General features: G+C 55.8%; 14 protein-coding genes. 7 read left to right on the forward strand and 7 right to left on the reverse strand.

Annotation, left to right across the window (positions count from 1 at the left end):
- Positions 1–6: 6 nt before the first annotated feature.
- On the forward strand, positions 7–2,568 hold the full coding sequence (locus tag DX909_RS04415; RefSeq protein WP_128543903.1) for a TonB-dependent receptor: 2,562 nt from the start codon (positions 7–9) through the stop codon (positions 2,566–2,568).
- A gap of 32 nt (positions 2,569–2,600) precedes the next feature.
- On the opposite strand, the gene DX909_RS04420 is transcribed toward DX909_RS04415, so the two are convergent.
- The 3 genes from DX909_RS04420 to DX909_RS04430 all read right to left on the reverse strand — a co-directional run bounded on the left by DX909_RS04420 (position 2,601) and on the right by DX909_RS04430 (position 6,485).
- The gene (locus tag DX909_RS04420; RefSeq protein ID WP_128543904.1) at positions 2,601–3,338 is read right to left on the reverse strand and encodes an OmpA family protein; all 738 of its coding nucleotides are present in this window, start codon (positions 3,336–3,338) and stop codon (positions 2,601–2,603) included.
- A 57-nt stretch (positions 3,339–3,395) separates the two neighbouring features.
- A complete protein-coding gene (gene lepA, locus DX909_RS04425) occupies positions 3,396–5,183 on the reverse strand; it encodes a translation elongation factor 4 (RefSeq protein WP_128543905.1) in 1,788 nt (595 codons plus the stop codon).
- Between the two features lie 75 nt (positions 5,184–5,258).
- On the reverse strand, positions 5,259–6,485 hold the full coding sequence (locus DX909_RS04430) for a DUF819 family protein (RefSeq protein WP_128543906.1): 1,227 nt from the start codon (positions 6,483–6,485) through the stop codon (positions 5,259–5,261).
- 515 nt (positions 6,486–7,000) lie between these two features.
- Here DX909_RS04430 and DX909_RS04435 point away from each other — a divergent pair.
- The 3 genes from DX909_RS04435 (at position 7,001) to DX909_RS04445 (ending at position 9,519) form a co-directional block, all read left to right on the forward strand.
- Positions 7,001–7,504, forward strand: a complete 504-nt coding sequence (locus DX909_RS04435) for an Lrp/AsnC ligand binding domain-containing protein (RefSeq protein WP_128543907.1) — start codon at positions 7,001–7,003, stop codon at positions 7,502–7,504.
- Between the two features lie 151 nt (positions 7,505–7,655).
- Positions 7,656–9,101 carry a Fe-S cluster assembly protein SufB gene (gene sufB / locus DX909_RS04440; protein WP_128543908.1) on the forward strand — a complete coding sequence of 482 codons (1,446 nt, stop codon included), beginning with the start codon at positions 7,656–7,658 and terminating at the stop codon, positions 9,099–9,101.
- Positions 9,102–9,186: 85 nt separating this feature from the next.
- Positions 9,187–9,519 carry a DUF3817 domain-containing protein gene (locus DX909_RS04445; RefSeq protein WP_206512960.1) on the forward strand — a complete coding sequence of 111 codons (333 nt, stop codon included), beginning with the start codon at positions 9,187–9,189 and terminating at the stop codon, positions 9,517–9,519.
- On the opposite strand, the gene DX909_RS04450 is transcribed toward DX909_RS04445, so the two are convergent.
- Positions 9,513–10,253, reverse strand: a complete 741-nt coding sequence (locus tag DX909_RS04450) for a hypothetical protein (RefSeq protein WP_229310945.1) — start codon at positions 10,251–10,253, stop codon at positions 9,513–9,515. The genes DX909_RS04445 and DX909_RS04450 overlap by 7 nt on opposite strands.
- A 139-nt stretch (positions 10,254–10,392) precedes the next feature.
- Between DX909_RS04450 and DX909_RS04455 the strand changes: the two genes are divergently transcribed.
- Positions 10,393–11,316 carry a polysaccharide deacetylase family protein gene (locus DX909_RS04455; RefSeq protein ID WP_128543909.1) on the forward strand — a complete coding sequence of 308 codons (924 nt, stop codon included), beginning with the start codon at positions 10,393–10,395 and terminating at the stop codon, positions 11,314–11,316.
- Between the two features lie 3 nt (positions 11,317–11,319).
- On the opposite strand, the gene DX909_RS04460 is transcribed toward DX909_RS04455, so the two are convergent.
- From DX909_RS04460 to DX909_RS04470, 3 genes are all read right to left on the reverse strand, one after another.
- Complete coding sequence (locus DX909_RS04460) at positions 11,320–12,312, reverse strand: aldo/keto reductase (protein ID WP_128543910.1); 993 nt, start codon at positions 12,310–12,312, stop codon at positions 11,320–11,322.
- A 134-nt stretch (positions 12,313–12,446) separates the two neighbouring features.
- On the reverse strand, positions 12,447–13,364 hold the full coding sequence (locus tag DX909_RS04465) for a 1-aminocyclopropane-1-carboxylate deaminase/D-cysteine desulfhydrase (protein WP_229310946.1): 918 nt from the start codon (positions 13,362–13,364) through the stop codon (positions 12,447–12,449).
- 8 nt (positions 13,365–13,372) lie between these two features.
- Positions 13,373–13,807, reverse strand: coding sequence for a hypothetical protein (locus DX909_RS04470; protein ID WP_128543912.1), 435 nt, complete (start codon positions 13,805–13,807; stop codon positions 13,373–13,375).
- Positions 13,808–13,934: 127 nt separating this feature from the next.
- Here DX909_RS04470 and DX909_RS04475 point away from each other — a divergent pair, with 127 nt between their 5' ends.
- Complete coding sequence (locus DX909_RS04475; RefSeq protein ID WP_128543913.1) at positions 13,935–14,999, forward strand: RluA family pseudouridine synthase; 1,065 nt, start codon at positions 13,935–13,937, stop codon at positions 14,997–14,999.
- A gap of 26 nt (positions 15,000–15,025) precedes the next feature.
- On the forward strand, positions 15,026–15,469 hold the full coding sequence (locus DX909_RS04480) for a GNAT family N-acetyltransferase (RefSeq protein WP_128543914.1): 444 nt from the start codon (positions 15,026–15,028) through the stop codon (positions 15,467–15,469).
- The last annotated feature ends 84 nt before the right edge of the window (positions 15,470–15,553 follow it).

Consider the following 15,553-nt stretch of genomic DNA (forward strand, 5'->3'; position numbering starts at 1 on the left):
CCTGCCATGAAAAATTGGTTACTATTAATTTTGTGCCTCATCAGCAGTACCGGCTTCTCCCAATCCCGGATCGTGACCGGGCGGGTAACCTCCGCTTCCGGGGAGGCCCTGCCGGGAGCCTCGGTGATCGAGAGAGGCACCAACAACGGAACCACCACCAACGCATCCGGGGGCTATAGCATAACGCTTCGTTCCGAGAATCCGGTATTATCCATTTCCTTCGTCGGTTTTCAGAAAGCCGACATTGCAGTGGAGGGCCGCAGCCAGATCGATGTGGTGCTGGAAGAAGCCGGAACCCTTCAGCAAATCAACGTCGTCGGCTCCAGGAACCTGAACCGGTCCGTAACCGATTCGCCCTCTCCCATCGATGTCATCGACATCCGGGAAGTGACCGCCCGGACCGGCCAGCTCGACGTCAATCAGCTGCTCCAGTTCGTAGCGCCCTCCTTTAACTCAAACCGCCAGACCGGCTCGGATGGTTCCGATCACGTCGATCCGGCTACCCTGCGGGGCCTCGGACCGGACCAGACGCTGGTGCTCGTCAACGGAAAACGACGGCATCAGTCCTCCCTGGTCAATCTGTTCGGTACCCGGGGGCGTGGTAACACGGGAACCGACCTGAACGCCATCCCTGCGGCCGCCATCGAACGCATCGAAATCCTGCGCGACGGCGCTGCCGCCCAGTACGGTTCGGACGCCATTGCCGGCGTCATCAACATCGTTTTGAAATCCAGTGCGAACGAATTCACCGGTAACGTCAATTACGGAGCCTATCAGGCCAGATACCGCTTCGACGACCAAGCGTTCGACGGCGGCAATTTCAACGTCAACGGCAACTACGGCTGGAAGATCGGCAAGGACGGCTTCATCAATCTGACGGCCGACTATAATTTCCGGGGCCACACGAACCGGGCAAACACCTCGCCCGACAGCGTGCTGCAGCGCCGGCAATTCGGGGATCCGCAGATTCAGAATACCTCGGTCTATGCCAACTCCCGGTTGCCGGTCAGCCCGAACGCCTACGTCTATGTGTTCGGCGGGCTGAATCTCCGCAAGGGCGACGCCTACGCCTGGACCCGGTTCCCCGACAGCGAACGAAACGTGCCGGCGATCTACCCCAACGGCTTCGATCCCCTCATTACCAGCGACATCACGGACGGTTCCCTGACCGGGGGCATCCGGGGCAACTGGAAAGGCTGGGATGTCGATTTCAGCAATGTGTACGGCAGCAACCGCTTTCACTACGGCGTAAAAAATACCCTGAATACCTCGCTGGGCGCCCAGTCGCCCACCTCGTTCGACGCGGGCGGTTTTCAGTTGAACCAGAACGTGACGGGTCTGTATTTTTCCCGGCTTTTTCGGGATAAGCTTCAGGGTATCAACCTGGCCTTCGGCGCAGAATACCGGGTCGAACAGTATTCGATTTTTGCGGGCGAGGAAGGCTCCTACCGGGCCTACGACCTGACAAAACCGGCCGGTTCTCAGGGCTTTCCGGGTTTTCAACCGACGGACGTGATCAAAAAATCCCGCAGTAATTTTGGCGTCTACGTCGATGCCGAAGCCGATTTCACCCGCTCGTTCATGCTCGGGGCGGCCGCCCGTTTTGAAAATTACAGCGATTTCGGCAGTACCATGAACGGCAAACTGACGGCCCGGCTCAAGGTTAGTCCAAAACTGACCCTCCGGGGTACGCTCAGCACCGGCTTCCGGGCACCCTCGCTGGCCCAGATTTATTTCAACTCCACGTTCACCAACTTTGTGAACGGCCAGCCGGTGCAGGTACTCCTGGCCCGCAACGGTAGCCCGGTCACCCAGGCCCTGGGCATCCCGCCCCTAAAGCAGGAAACCTCATTCAACGCCAGCGCCGGCTTCACCAGCACCCTGGGCAGCGGGTTCTCGCTGACGGTCGACGGATATTACGTCCGGATCAGAGACCGGGTGGTTCTGACAGGCTCCTTCACCAACGAGGACGACGTGATCGGGGCCGATCTGAACCGGCTGGGTGTCCAGAAGGCGCAGTTTTTTACCAATGCCATTTCGACCCGTACCTATGGGCTGGATGTAATCCTGGCCCATCGGGCCTTCCTCGGACAGGGCCGCCTGAACACCACGCTGGCCGCCAATTTCAACAAGCTGGACTTCGACCCGGCCAAAGACATCCGGACGACCGAGAAACTGAGAGGCAAAGAAGATACTTACTTCGACCTGCGGGAGCAATATTTCCTACGGGCCTCCGCTCCGCCCTCGAAGGTCAACCTGACGGTCGACTACGGAATCGGAAAGTGGAATTTCATCGTGCGGGCGGTCCGGTTCGGTGAGGTGACGCTGGCCAACTGGAACTACGACGCCAGCGATCTGGATGTATATGCTCCCCGGGTGACGACGGATGTTTCCATTGCTTACCGGATCACGCCCGGCCTGGGGCTGACCGTAGGCGGATCGAACATCTTCAACGTCTACCCGACCCAGTCGAACCCGCTGCTGACCGAATCGGGCGGTGCCTGGGACCCGGTCCAAATGGGTTTCAACGGAGCCTTCTGGTTTGCGAAACTGAACGTCCGGTTTTAGAGAAGAAATCAGAATGCACCGGCGGGTCGGGTTTACAGCTTCAGGACGGTAAACTCGACCCGCCGGTTTTTCTTTTTATTGTACTCGTTATCATTGGGAGCAGCCGGGTGCGTATCCCCATACCCCCGAAAGACTAAACGGTTTTCGGCAATTCCGCGGTGGATCAGGTAGTTGGTGATGACCTGCGCCCGGTTTTCGGACAAGGCCTGGTTCAGCCGGCGGTCTCCGACGTTGTCGGTATGCCCGGCAATTTCAATCACGAGGTTCGGGTAGGCTTCCAGCGTTTTTAGCAATTTTTCAAGCTGTGGATAGGACTCCTTCCTCAGTACGTAGCTGCTCTGATCGAAATAGACGTTATCCAGCCGGATTTTATCGTTCACCTTCAGGTCATGAAAAATGCTGTCGGGGCGGTCCGGCGAGTCGATCCGTTCCAGAAGAACCGAATGAACGAAACGGGCGCAGGTGTCGCAGGGAACGAAAAGCACTTCCTCGGAGACCAGAAAACCGTCGGCGGAAGACCGGATGCGGAGGGTGTCGGTGCGGTTCAGCGTAAAGAAGAATGGCCGTACCGCGGTGCTTCGACCATCGAAGGCAGTTCCCGATAATACCGCCCGAATCTGAAACCGCGCCGGAATCGGAAGGTTTCCCTGCGACTCCCTGGCCGATATCACAAAGGTGGACGAATGCCGCCGAACCTGCCGGACGGTCGGCTGGGCGTTGGCGAAAGCCATAAAATAGAAAAACCCGGTGAAGAGAATGGCTGTGCGCATAATTGTTCATACAACAAAAATGCTGCCATTCCCTCCTACCCGGGCTTCCGGAGGTAGTTAACTGATTTTCAAAACGGCCATGAAAGCTTCCTGCGGAATTTCCACGTTCCCGACCTGGCGCATCCGCTTCTTTCCTTTCTTCTGCTTTTCGAGGAGTTTTCGTTTCCGGCTGATGTCACCGCCGTAGCATTTCGCCAAAACGTCTTTGCGGAGGGCCTTGACGGTTTCGCGGGCGATGATTTTCTGGCCGATGGCGGCCTGAATGGCAATCTCGAATTGCTGACGGGGCAGCAGTTCACGAAGTTTCTCGCAGAGTTTCTTGCCCCATTCGTACGCCTTATCGCGGTGGACGATGGCCGAAAGGGCATCCACCCGCTCGCCGTTGAGCATGATGTCCAGTTTGACCATGGTCGACTCCCGGTTCCCGGTGAACTCATAGTCGAGGGAAGCGTACCCGCGGGAGATGGTCTTCAGTTTATCGAAGAAGTCGAATACCACTTCGGCCAGCGGCATATCGAATTGCAGTTCCACCCGGTCGGCGGTTAGGTACACCTGGTTTTTCAGGATTCCGCGCTTGTCCATACATAGGGACATGATGGAGCCGATGTATTCGGATTTGGTGATGATCTGTGCCTTGATAAAGGGCTCCTCGATGGTTTCGATCGAGCTGGGGTCAGGCATTTCGGAAGGCGCGCTGACCTGGATCACCGCCCCTTTGGTGGTCAGCACCTCGAACCGCACGGAGGGCACGGTGGTAATCACGGTCATGTTAAATTCGCGTTCCAGCCGCTCCTGGACGATTTCCATGTGCAGCATTCCCAAAAAACCGCAGCGGAAACCGAAGCCGAGGGCCGCCGAGGTTTCGGGTTCCCAAACCAGGGCTGCGTCGTTCAGCTGGAGTTTCTCCATGGCTTCGCGGAGTTCCTCGAACTCGTTGGTTTCTACCGGATAAATCCCGGCGAAGACCATCGGCTTCACTTCCTCGAATCCCTGGATCGGTTGTCTGGACGGCTGGACGGTTTGGGTGATCGTATCCCCGACTTTGACTTCTTTCGCCACCTTGATTCCGGAAATCAGGTAGCCTACGTCACCGCAGTCGACGACCTCCTTTGGTTGCTTATCCAGCCGCAGCGTACCGATTTCTTCGGCGAAATACTCCTTGCCGGTGGCCATAAATTTAATCTTGTCCCCTTTCCGGATGCGGCCGTTGACGACCCGGAAAATGACCTCGATGCCACGATACGAGTTAAACTGAGAATCGAAAATCAGGGCCTGAAGCTCGCCGTCGGGATTCCCTTTCGGAGCCGGAATCCGGTCGACGATGGCGTTTAGAATATCTTCGACCCCGATGCCTTCCTTGCCGCTGGCGTGGATGATCTCGTCGCGTTTACAGCCCAGCAGATCCACCATCTCGTCTTTTACCTCCTCGGGCATGGCTCCCGGCAGATCGATCTTGTTCAGGACCGGAATGATGACCAGATCGTTGCTCATCGCCAGATACAGATTCGAGATCGTCTGTGCCTCGATCCCCTGGGATGCATCCACCAGCAGCAATGCCCCTTCGCAGGCGGCAATCGAACGTGAAACCTCGTAGGAGAAGTCGACGTGGCCCGGCGTGTCGATCAGGTTGAGCGTGAAGGTCTCTCCTTTATAGGTGTAATTCATCTGGATGGCGTGGCTCTTGATGGTGATTCCACGTTCCCGTTCCAGATCCATATCGTCCAGCAACTGGGCCTGCATGTCGCGGTCCGCTACGGTTTTGGTAAACTCCAGCAGACGGTCGGCCAGCGTACTTTTCCCGTGGTCGATATGGGCAATGATGCAAAAATTCCGAATATGTTTCACGTTGTGGTAACTACGTTGTCGAAGGATTAATTCACAAAATTAACCGAAAAACCGAAAGTTCAGACGTTCTCCGGTTCAGGGTGAGACCAACTGCATCAGAACCCCGCAGAGATAACCCATATAGGTGCCCACGGCATACCCCAGAATCGCCATGAGAACCCCTACCGGGGCCAGAACCGGGTGAAAAGCGGCCGCCACGATCGGGGCGGTGGCCGGCCCGCCGATGCAGGCCTGGCTGCCGACGGCCACGAAAAAATACGGCGCCCGGATCAATCGGCTGAAGCTGACCATCAGAATCACATGAAAAAGCATCCAGACCAGTCCTACAAGAATCAGGCCCGGATGGTCGGCAATGGCCAGTATATCCATTTTCAGGCCGATGGTAGCTATCATCAGGTAGAGAAAGACTGAGGCCACCCGGGAGGCTCCTGCCCCTTCCAGCCGGCGAACGCGCGTAAACGAAAGTCCGATTCCGATGGCCGTGGCCAGTCCGACGATCCAGAAGAAGGGTGCATCCAGGCTGAACCGGCTGAGGGCGGGATAATTCGTTCCAATGTACGGGGCGATCCGGTCGCTCAGGGCGTGGGCCAGGGCGGTACCGCCGAAACCGACCGCCAGAATCGCCATCAGATCGGAGGTGGAAGGAATTCGCCGGACGGATTCCACCTCCTGCTCCACCCGCTGCCGCACCTCTTCCACGGCCCCGGCATCGGCCCGAAGCCAGCGGTCGATGGCCTCCGAGCGGCCGGCACCGTAGATCAGGACCCCCAGCCAGAGGTTGGAAACGAATACGTCCACGGCCACGATGGCCGAAAACAGGGCGTTGCTGGGCTGAAAAACCTCCTTGAGGGCAGTCTGGTTGGCCCCCCCGCCGATCCAGGTTCCGGCCAGGGTAGCCAGTCCGCGCCAGACGGCATCCGGCCCGGCTCCTCCCACGAGACCGGGGGCCAGTTGGGCCATTACCCATACCGCCAGCGGCCCCCCGAGCATGATGCTGACGGCCGAAGCGGCAAACATCAGCATCGACCGGGACCCAAGCCGGCGAAAGGCGCGCAAATCGACGCTAATCGTGAACAGGATCAGGGATGCCGGCAGCAGGACCCGCGAGACGACGGGATACAGACCGGTCGTGTTGCCGTCGACCCAGCCGAAGGTGTTCAGCAGGGAGGGCAGAAAATAACAGAGGAGCGTCGGCGGGACGTACTGATAGAAGGTGCGCCAGCCGGATCGGGCACTTTCGGCGGAGGTGAGGACGAAGGCCAGAATCAGAAAGAGGACGCCGAGCGTTACGGGATCAGACATGGTCGGTGGATTTCACTCCGGGCCGGAAGACGGAGCGACGGAAGCGCAAAAAACCACAAAAGCCTAAAATAAACAACGCCGGCCTCAACCTGAGCCGGCGTGTCAAGATTACACTTCATCAACAAACTAAAAACCAAATAAAACATTGTTGTGGCTGATCTGCATCAGGCCAGGTGCTGTAGGAGGGGGACTCGAACCACCCACGGTGCGGTTAGCTACAGTACAACTTCTGGTGGTCAACCCCAGTCGCTCTTGCGAGCGGCATTATGCTGCGTTTATCCCGTTATCACCACCCCCGAGACAGGAGGGCACGTCTGCCAATTTCGACATCCTACAGTGTTGGAAAAGAGCGATGTTGAAACAGTCCGTTGACCTTTTGCGATCGTTTCAACGTTACAAAGTTAACATACTTCCCAATTGATTTGCAAATTTTACATAAAAAAATTTAAAAAATTTGACTTTTTTCAAAAAAACACTTTCTTCGTTGAAAATTTTTAAATCTTGAGCCTAAAAAAATGGACAAAAATTTGGAGATTGACAATATCGACCTCAAAATTCTGACCCTGCTGATGCACGATGCCAACATGCCGTATACCGAAATCGGGAAACGCATCTTCGTTTCTGGCGGTACGGTTCATGTCCGCATGAAGAAAATGGAGCAGATGGGCATCGTCCGTGGTTCCCAGCTGGTCATCGATCATGCCAAACTCGGGTGGGATATCAGTGCCTTTCTCGGCATTTATCTGGATAAAAGCTCCCTGTACGATGAAGTGGCGTCCGAACTGATGCGAATTCCGGAGGTGGTCAACATTCATTATACGACCGGCATCTACAGTATATTCGCCAAGATCGTCTGCCGCGATACCCAGCACCTGCGGGAAGTCCTGCACGACAAAATTCAGAAAGTATCGGGAATCCAGCGGACTGAAACGTTTATTTCCCTGGAGGAGCGGATTCTCCGGCCTATTCCCTTCGGCGTCAATGTACCGGTCGAGAAGGAGTTTTCGGAAAAGCATTGAGGGGAAACAAAAGGTCCGCCGGGCATCCGTTCGGAAGAGGTTACCAGAATAAGGGAAAGTTTCCGATATTTGCCCAACGTGGCCGGAACACACCTTTGATCTAATTTGTTATCCCTTTGTACTTTTTGCGTGCCTCAACTCGCAACCCATCATGAGCAAAGACGTTGAAATATTAGAAAGCATTACCAATTCCGAATATAAGTACGGCTTCGAAACCATGATCGAGGCCGACGAAGCACCGGCTGGTCTGAGCGAGGATATTGTGCGGTTCATCTCTGAAAAGAAGAACGAACCGGTGTGGATGCTGGAGTGGCGGCTGAAGGCGTTTCGGTATTGGCTGACGCTCTCCGAGCCGCACTGGCCCAACGTGAAATACCCTCCCATCGATTATCAGTCCATAAAATACTACTCCGCTCCCAAGCAGAAGAAAACCGTCAACAGCCTCGATGAAATCGACCCGGAACTCCGGCAGACCTTCGAACGGCTGGGTATTTCGCTGCAGGAACAGGAACGCCTGTCGGGGGTTGCCGTCGATGCCGTGATCGACTCGGTATCCATCGCCACCACCTTCAAGGACAAACTGAAAGACCTCGGCATCATCTTCTGTTCGATGTCCGAAGCCGTCCAGGAGCATCCGGAACTGGTCAAAAAATACCTCGGGTCGGTCGTTCCGCCCCGCGACAACTATTTTGCGGCCCTCAATTCGGCCGTTTTCTCCGACGGTTCGTTCTGCTACATCCCGAAAGGGGTTCGCTGTCCTATGGAACTGTCCACCTATTTCCGGATCAATGCCGCCGGAACGGGTCAGTTCGAACGGACGCTGATCGTGGCCGACGAAGGCTCCTATGTCAGCTACCTCGAAGGTTGTACCGCTCCGATGCGGGACGAAAACCAGCTGCACGCGGCCGTGGTGGAACTGATTGCCGCCCAGGATGCGGAGATCAAGTACTCGACGGTCCAGAACTGGTATCCCGGCGACAAGGAAGGGAAAGGCGGTATTTACAACTTCGTCACCAAACGCGGCATCTGCAACGGTGCGAACGCCAAAATTTCCTGGACGCAGGTAGAAACCGGCTCCGCCATCACCTGGAAATACCCGTCCGTCATCCTGAAAGGTGATAACTCCATCGGTGAGTTTTACTCGGTAGCGGTGACGAACAATTATCAGCAGGCCGATACCGGCACTAAGATGATCCACGTCGGGAAGAATACGAAAAGCCGCATCGTTTCCAAGGGGATTTCGGCCGGAAAGAGCCAGAACTCCTACCGCGGGCTGGTGCAGGTCTTCAAACGGGCCGAAAACGCCCGGAACTTCTCCCAGTGCGACTCCCTCCTGCTCGGCGATAAATGCGGTGCACATACGTTCCCTTACATCGAGGTGAACAATCAGTCGGCCACTGTCGAACACGAAGCGACGACGTCCAAAATCGGGGAAGATCAGCTGTTCTACTGCAACCAGCGGGGCATCCCGACGGAGCAGGCCGTGGCCCTCATCATCAACGGCTACGCCAAGGAAGTGCTGAACCAGTTGCCGATGGAGTTTGCCGTTGAAGCCCAGAAGCTACTGGAAATCAGTCTCGAAGGCAGCGTGGGTTGATCCAGAAACGAAATGATACAAGAACCCCGGTAGCCTCTATCGGGGTTTTTCTTTAGCCTGTCCCCCATCAAAAATCGAAGCAACCATGCCATCACTGCTTTCCACCTCCCTCGGCCGGTTTCGTCTGGTCGCCGTTCTCGAAGGGATCTCTTACCTTGTTCTGCTGGGCATCGCCATGCCGCTGAAGTATCTGGCCGGATGGCCGCAGGCCGTCAAAGTGGTCGGCTGGGCACACGGGGTGCTGTTCGTGGCCTACCTTGTAACCCTCCTGGCCGTCTGGGTCGGCCGGCGCTGGTCGTTCGGTCGGGTGGTCGTGGCTTTTTTGGCTTCGCTGATTCCGTTCGGGACGTTCTGGCTGGATCGGAAACTGAAACAGGAAGAGCAGGCGGAAACGGAAAACAAATCGCCGGTTCATTGAATCTGGTTTCTGATCCGGCCCAGAATGATTCTGGCCTGCTTCAGGGCCCGTTCGTAGTTACCCAATAATTCCTGCCGGTTGCTCCGGCGCAGGAACAGCATATTTCTGAACTCCCGGCTGGAAGACAGACCTGCATCGAAGCCCGATCCGTTTCCAGTGAGCGGTATTTGCCGAATGAGAAACGGACCGATGATTTCCGTGATGGCATCCAGCTCCGCATTTTCAACCAGCACGTTGGATTCGTAGTTTTTATAATAGTCAAACAAGGCCCGTTTCAGGGGCATGCTGGACAATTGCTGCATATTTCCGGTGCTGGTCAGGTCCAGGAACGTGGCATTTTCGGAAATGAACCGGGGCCGTTTCATCACAAACCGGACGTCATCGACAAAGGAAGTGCGATCCGGGCCCGGTGAGACCGTCGGGCCGGAAAGCCGGTCGAGCCGGGTCAGAACCTGCCGGGTTTCGGCTATCACCTCCTGTAACTGGTCAATGTCGGCGGTCAGGTCGCTGGCCAGTCCTTTCAGATAGGCCTGTTCGCTTTCTTTCTTCCGCTGGTTGTCCCGCCATTCATCCAGCACGAACGAAATGGTAATACTGAAGATGATCACCAGGATTTCGATCACGTACTCCGGCCATTTTTCCTTCAGCAACCGCATCAGTTTCCCGTCCCGCTCGAATGATTCCGGCCGTTTTTCCCGATCATTAAATTTTTGTGATTCGTTCGTCGTATCCATTAATCCTGATTGTCAGGGCGAAGCAAAAAAATGTTTAAAAGCCGGTAAGTCTACCGAATTTCGGTCATTTGCCAAAGAGTCGTTTTGTGTATATTGCCCTTCGAACAGACCGACTACTAAACGTGCTGAAAGGAAGAAGATGAACCAGAAATACCGTACCCTCTTTCCCATTGCCTTTTCCATCCTAACGACCGCTACGGTCCTCTCCTGCTCTCAATCGAAGGGCACCGAAAAAACCGCCGAATCTGAAGCGAAAACCGAAGCCACGGCGAAAGCCGTCCCGGTTTCATCGGAGAGCGCACCCGCTACCGCACCCGACCCGGCCGACATCCCGGCGTCCCGGATCGCCGACGCGGCCACCATCCTCAGCCGGAAGCAGGTGCCGATTCTGTGTTACCACCAGGTTCGGGAGTGGCGGCCGAAGGACTCGGAAAACGCCCGCAGCTACATCATGCCGGTGCAGGTGTTCAAGGACCAGATTAAGATGCTGGCCGACAGCGGCTACCATTCCATCTCCCCGGACCAGTTGTATGCCTACCTGACTACCGGCGCGGCCTTACCGCCCAAACCGGTCATGCTGACGTTCGACGACGGCGACCTGGAGCAGTACGAACTGGCGGCCCCCCTGCTGGAAAAGCACGGCTTTAAAGGCGTTTTCTTCATCATGACTGCTTCCATCGGCCGCCGTGGGTACCAGCATTACATGGACAAACAGCAGATCAAGGACCTGGCCGACCGGGGCCATACCATCGGCTGCCATACCTGGGACCATCATAACGTGAAGAAATACCAGGGCGAAGACTGGAAGACGCAGATCGAGGAACCAACCAAAAAACTCGAAACCATCACCGGCAAACCTATCCGGCATTTCGCTTATCCCTTCGGCCTCTGGAACCACGAAGCCACCGTCGAGCTGAAAAAACGCGGGTATCTGTCGGCGTTCCAGCTTGCGGAGAAAAAGCGGGATGAAGAAAACCCGCTTTTAAGTGTCCGCCGGATCATCGCCAGCGGCTACTGGTCTCCGCGGACGCTTCATAACAATATGCAGAACAGCTTTAAGTAGCGGTCAAACGACCGCTACTTCTTCCAGTTGCCGGTTGATAAACGCAATTTCGTCGGCCGACAGCTTCACCTCGATGGCTTTGGCGTTCTGAACCGCCTGGTCGGTGTTGCGGGCGCCCACGAGCGCCACCGTGATGCCCGGCTGCTCGATGGTCCAGCGAATGACCAGCTGTCCGAGCGTGGCGTTCTTTTCTTCCGCCAGCGGTCTGATCTTTTCCAGAAAAGTGTTGACCCCGACGATATTTTCCGGTTTGAACGCCTTGTAATTGGCCCGGTGATCGCCTTCGGCAAACTGATGGCCGGGTTTGATCTTGCCCGTGAGCAGGCCCCGCTCCAGCGGACTGTAGGCCAGTATGGCTTTCCTGTTTTCGAGGCAATAGGGAACCACCTCCTCCTCGATGTCCCGCTTCACCATGCTGTAAGGCACCTGGTTGGAGGCCAGCTTCAGCCCTTTTTCAGCCTCACGCATCTGCGAAATGTCATAATTGCAGACGCCGGCCTGCAGAACTTTTCCCTGCTCGATCAGCCGCTGAACGGCTTCCATGGTTTCAGAAATCGGGGTGGTGACGTCGGGCCAGTGAATCTGGTAGAGGTCGATATAATCGGTTCCCAGGCGCCGGAGGCTGTCCTCGCACTCCTGGATAATGCTTTCTTTTCCGGCGTATTTATAAATGTCGATGGGGTTGCCGTCGTTATCCCGGGAATGAAAGGCCAGCGTTCCTTTGGTCTGGTTCCAGCGCATCCCGTATTTGGTTAGAAGCTGAACCTTGTCACGAGGCAGCCCTTTGATGGCTTCCCCTACAATCTCCTCGCTGGTTCCCTGTCCGTAGACCGGGGCGGTATCGATCGAGGTCACTCCCAGATCATACGACGCCCGGATGGCTCCGACGGATTCTTTTCGCTCCGTTCCACCCCACATCCAGCCCCCGGCCGCCCAGGCACCAAAGGTTATAACCGATACTTTAAGGTCAGTTTCACCCAAATTTCTGAATTCCATATCCGCAGAAGTTAGAGGTTGTATTTTCGGCTGCAAAGTAAGGCAATAACCCGGATTGCAAAACTTCGGGCGGAGCTTACAGGACCGCCAATCGGAAAAATGAGCATCTGGACGAAAAGGAGCCATGCCTCTGCTCAGGCATCCAGCTCCGGGCTTCTCCCCTGCAACCCACCGGTATGCACCGCCACCACCGTGGCTCCGGCTGGAAAAAAGCCTTTCGGGCAAAGATCGAAGAGAGCGACCATCATTTTCCCGGTATACACCTGATCGAACCGGACACCGGTGCGGGCTTCGACATCACGGATGGCCTGGATCAACGCCGGAGTGGTTTTCGCATACCCGCCGAAATGAGCATCGAGAATTTGAGAAGGCGCTTTAAAGCTGGTTCCCGGCAAGTCCGACGATAGTCTTTCGATACAATCAGGGGCAAGCCCTTTCAGGACCGCAAACCCGATGACCCGGGTTTCGGTGGTAGCCGAAGCGAGGAGGCCGGCAGCGGTGCCGCCCGTGCCGACCGGACAGCAGACGAAGTCGGGAGGGCGGCCCAGTTGCTGGGTGATCTCCGGCAGGATTTCAGCGGTTCCACGGACGGCCAGGGCATTGGTTCCTCCTTCCGGAATTTCATAAAATGGCCCAAACCGGTGGCGCAGGCTTTGCCGGAAAGCCGCATCGGTTTGGTTCCGGAACTGGGTGCGGGAAATGAAGTGAAGGTGCATGCCCTGTTCACGGGCGAAAGCCAGGGTCGGTGTTTCCCGCTCCCCGTAGTCTTCCCCCCGGATGATGCCGATGGTGGAAAAACCGAAGGTCCTGCCGGCCGCAGCTACCGCATAGATATGATTGGAGAAGGCACCGCCAAAGGTCAGCAGGGTATCCTGTCCGGTACGACGGGCTTCCAGCAGGTTGTATTTCAGCTTCCGCCATTTATTTCCGGAAACGAGCGGATGCAGTTCATCGTCCCGTTTCAGGAAAAGGCGGATGTAAACGGGTTCCGGGAATGGGTCCGGAAGCGGTTGCAGACGCGAAAAAGGGGCCTCGCCGAAAAACCGCTCCACCGAAACCGCTATTGCTTTTTGGCGTAAACCGCTCCGTTGTAACCGTCGGGGCCTTTGATGCTGTAATGCAGCACCAGCACCTCATCCTGTTTTTCAGCCTCACCGGAGAGCGTCTGCTCGCTTCCGAAAGGGCCTTTGATTCCCTGGGCCGGGATGATGAGTTTTTTGCCGTTCAGGTATCCCAGGATGGGAGTTTTTACGACGTTGGCCAGATTATCGATAATGTAACCATCCGCATGTTCCGGATTTTTCCGAAGGGTGATCACATAATTATCTTTGGGGTTCGGTTCTTCCACTTTATACGTACCCTCGATGGAATAAGCCGGCCGGGCAATTTCAGCCGGTTCACAGGCACTTAAGATCAGTAAGGATAAAAAAAACGCACCGGAACCCGTCCAGGCAAACCAGAAAGGCCGCCGGGCGGCTGAAAAGGCAGTTTTCATTGAAGAGGTGTGAATGCTTGATTTAAAGTCGTTTATATGAAATGCAAAAATAAGAAGTTCTTTTACTTTTTTGACAAAAAACCGTTACCGTTTACTAAAACGACCGGTTTATTGGTACTTTTGCAAGATGTTACAAGATTACGCAAATGGCCCCAAAGGTGAGGAATTGGCCGGAATCGACCCGGAAGAGGAGGAATTGTACGAACATTACCGGATCGTCGCCGACCGTGGTCAGAACCTGATGCGCATCGACCGGTTCCTGGTGGACCGCATTCAGAACGCTACCCGAACCAGAATCCAGAACGCCATCGACACGGAATCGGTCAAAGTCAACAACCGTGGCGTCAAGGCGAGTTATAAAATTAAACCGCTGGACGTGGTGACGGTTTCCCTGCCGCATCCGCCCCGGGAAACCACCCTCCTACCGGAGAACATTCCCCTGAATATCATTTTTGAGGACGACGATCTGCTGGTGCTGAACAAGCCGGCCGGCATGGTCGTACACCCTGCCTACAGCAACTGGACCGGAACCGTCGTGAACGCCCTCGTGTATCATTTCCAGAACCTTCCGACCTCCCGGAATGGGGAAGCACGGCCGGGCCTGGTCCACCGGATCGACAAGGACACGTCGGGTTTGATGGTCATCGCGAAATCGGAATATGCGATGACGCATCTGGCGCGTCAGTTCTTCGAGCATACCATTGAACGCACCTACTACGCCCTGGTCTGGGGAGAGCCCAAAGAACCGGAAGGAATCATTACCGGACACGTTGGCCGGAGCCTGCGGGATCGCAAGGTGCAGGCGGTTTTTCCGGACGGCAGCCAGGGCAAGCACGCCGTCACCCATTACCAGGTGCTGAAGCCGCTGCACTACGTTTCGCTGGTCCGATGTAATCTGGAAACCGGCCGGACCCACCAGATCCGGGTGCACATGCAGTATCTCGGCCATCCGCTGTTCGGTGATGCCACCTATGGGGGCGACCGGATTCTTCGCGGCAATCCCAACGGTTCCTATAAAGCCTTCGTCCAGAACTGCTTTGCCCTGCTGCCCCGGCAGGCCCTCCACGCCAAATCACTGGGTTTTACGCACCCCCGGACCCGGGAATGGCTCCAGTTCGACTCCGACCTGCCGGACGACATGAACACAGTACTTGAAAAGTGGGAGAAGTACTCTGAACACATACGATCCTGAAGTTTACCATCCTTCTAATTCTGTTTATGCATATCAGAAAAGGCGTGCCTGCCGATGTCCCCCAATTGTTCGAACTGGTTCGCGAACTGGCCCTGTATGAAAAAGCCCCCCACGAAGTAACCAATACTCCGGAACAGATGCTGATCGACGGGTTTGGGGAACAACCTCTCTTCGGCGTCCTGGTGGCGGAAGTGGAAAACAAGATCGTCGGCATGTCGTTATATTATTTCCGGTATTCGACCTGGAAGGGAAAGCGGCTTTATCTGGAAGATATTATCGTCAATGAAACCTATCGGGGAAAAGGGCTGGGAAAGGCGCTCTTCGAGGCCACGATCGCCGAAGCGCAGCAGACCCGATGCACGGGAATGATGTGGCAGGTCCTGGACTGGAACGAGCCGGCCGTGAATTTTTACAAACAGTTCGGTACCCGGTTCGACACGGAATGGTGGAACTGTCATCTGGACTTCTGAAGAGCGGTTACCGAACTAATCGACCAAAATCTGTAACTTCGCACCGTTCGTTTTCGCCCCGGGATTCCGGTGCGGACGCATCAT

Source organism: Larkinella soli, from assembly GCF_003703975.1.
GTDB lineage: Bacteria > Bacteroidota > Bacteroidia > Cytophagales > Spirosomataceae > Larkinella > Larkinella soli.

What these genes read in the sequence shown, in the direction of transcription:
- DX909_RS04450 (WP_229310945.1), bottom strand. Translation starts at nt 10,253, where the DNA reads ATGGATACGACGAACGAATCACAAAAATTTAATGATCGGGAAAAACGG.
- DX909_RS04430 (WP_128543906.1), bottom strand. Translation starts at nt 6,485, where the DNA reads ATGTCTGATCCCGTAACGCTCGGCGTCCTCTTTCTGATTCTGGCCTTC.
- DX909_RS04470 (WP_128543912.1), bottom strand. Translation starts at nt 13,807, where the DNA reads ATGAAAACTGCCTTTTCAGCCGCCCGGCGGCCTTTCTGGTTTGCCTGG.
- DX909_RS04415 (WP_128543903.1), top strand. Translation starts at nt 7, where the DNA reads ATGAAAAATTGGTTACTATTAATTTTGTGCCTCATCAGCAGTACCGGC.
- DX909_RS04420 (WP_128543904.1), bottom strand. Translation starts at nt 3,338, where the DNA reads ATGCGCACAGCCATTCTCTTCACCGGGTTTTTCTATTTTATGGCTTTC.
- DX909_RS04445 (WP_206512960.1), top strand. Translation starts at nt 9,187, where the DNA reads ATGCCATCACTGCTTTCCACCTCCCTCGGCCGGTTTCGTCTGGTCGCC.
- sufB (WP_128543908.1), top strand. Translation starts at nt 7,656, where the DNA reads ATGAGCAAAGACGTTGAAATATTAGAAAGCATTACCAATTCCGAATAT.
- DX909_RS04475 (WP_128543913.1), top strand. Translation starts at nt 13,935, where the DNA reads ATGTTACAAGATTACGCAAATGGCCCCAAAGGTGAGGAATTGGCCGGA.
- DX909_RS04480 (WP_128543914.1), top strand. Translation starts at nt 15,026, where the DNA reads ATGCATATCAGAAAAGGCGTGCCTGCCGATGTCCCCCAATTGTTCGAA.
- DX909_RS04460 (WP_128543910.1), bottom strand. Translation starts at nt 12,312, where the DNA reads ATGGAATTCAGAAATTTGGGTGAAACTGACCTTAAAGTATCGGTTATA.
- DX909_RS04435 (WP_128543907.1), top strand. Translation starts at nt 7,001, where the DNA reads ATGGACAAAAATTTGGAGATTGACAATATCGACCTCAAAATTCTGACC.
- DX909_RS04455 (WP_128543909.1), top strand. Translation starts at nt 10,393, where the DNA reads ATGAACCAGAAATACCGTACCCTCTTTCCCATTGCCTTTTCCATCCTA.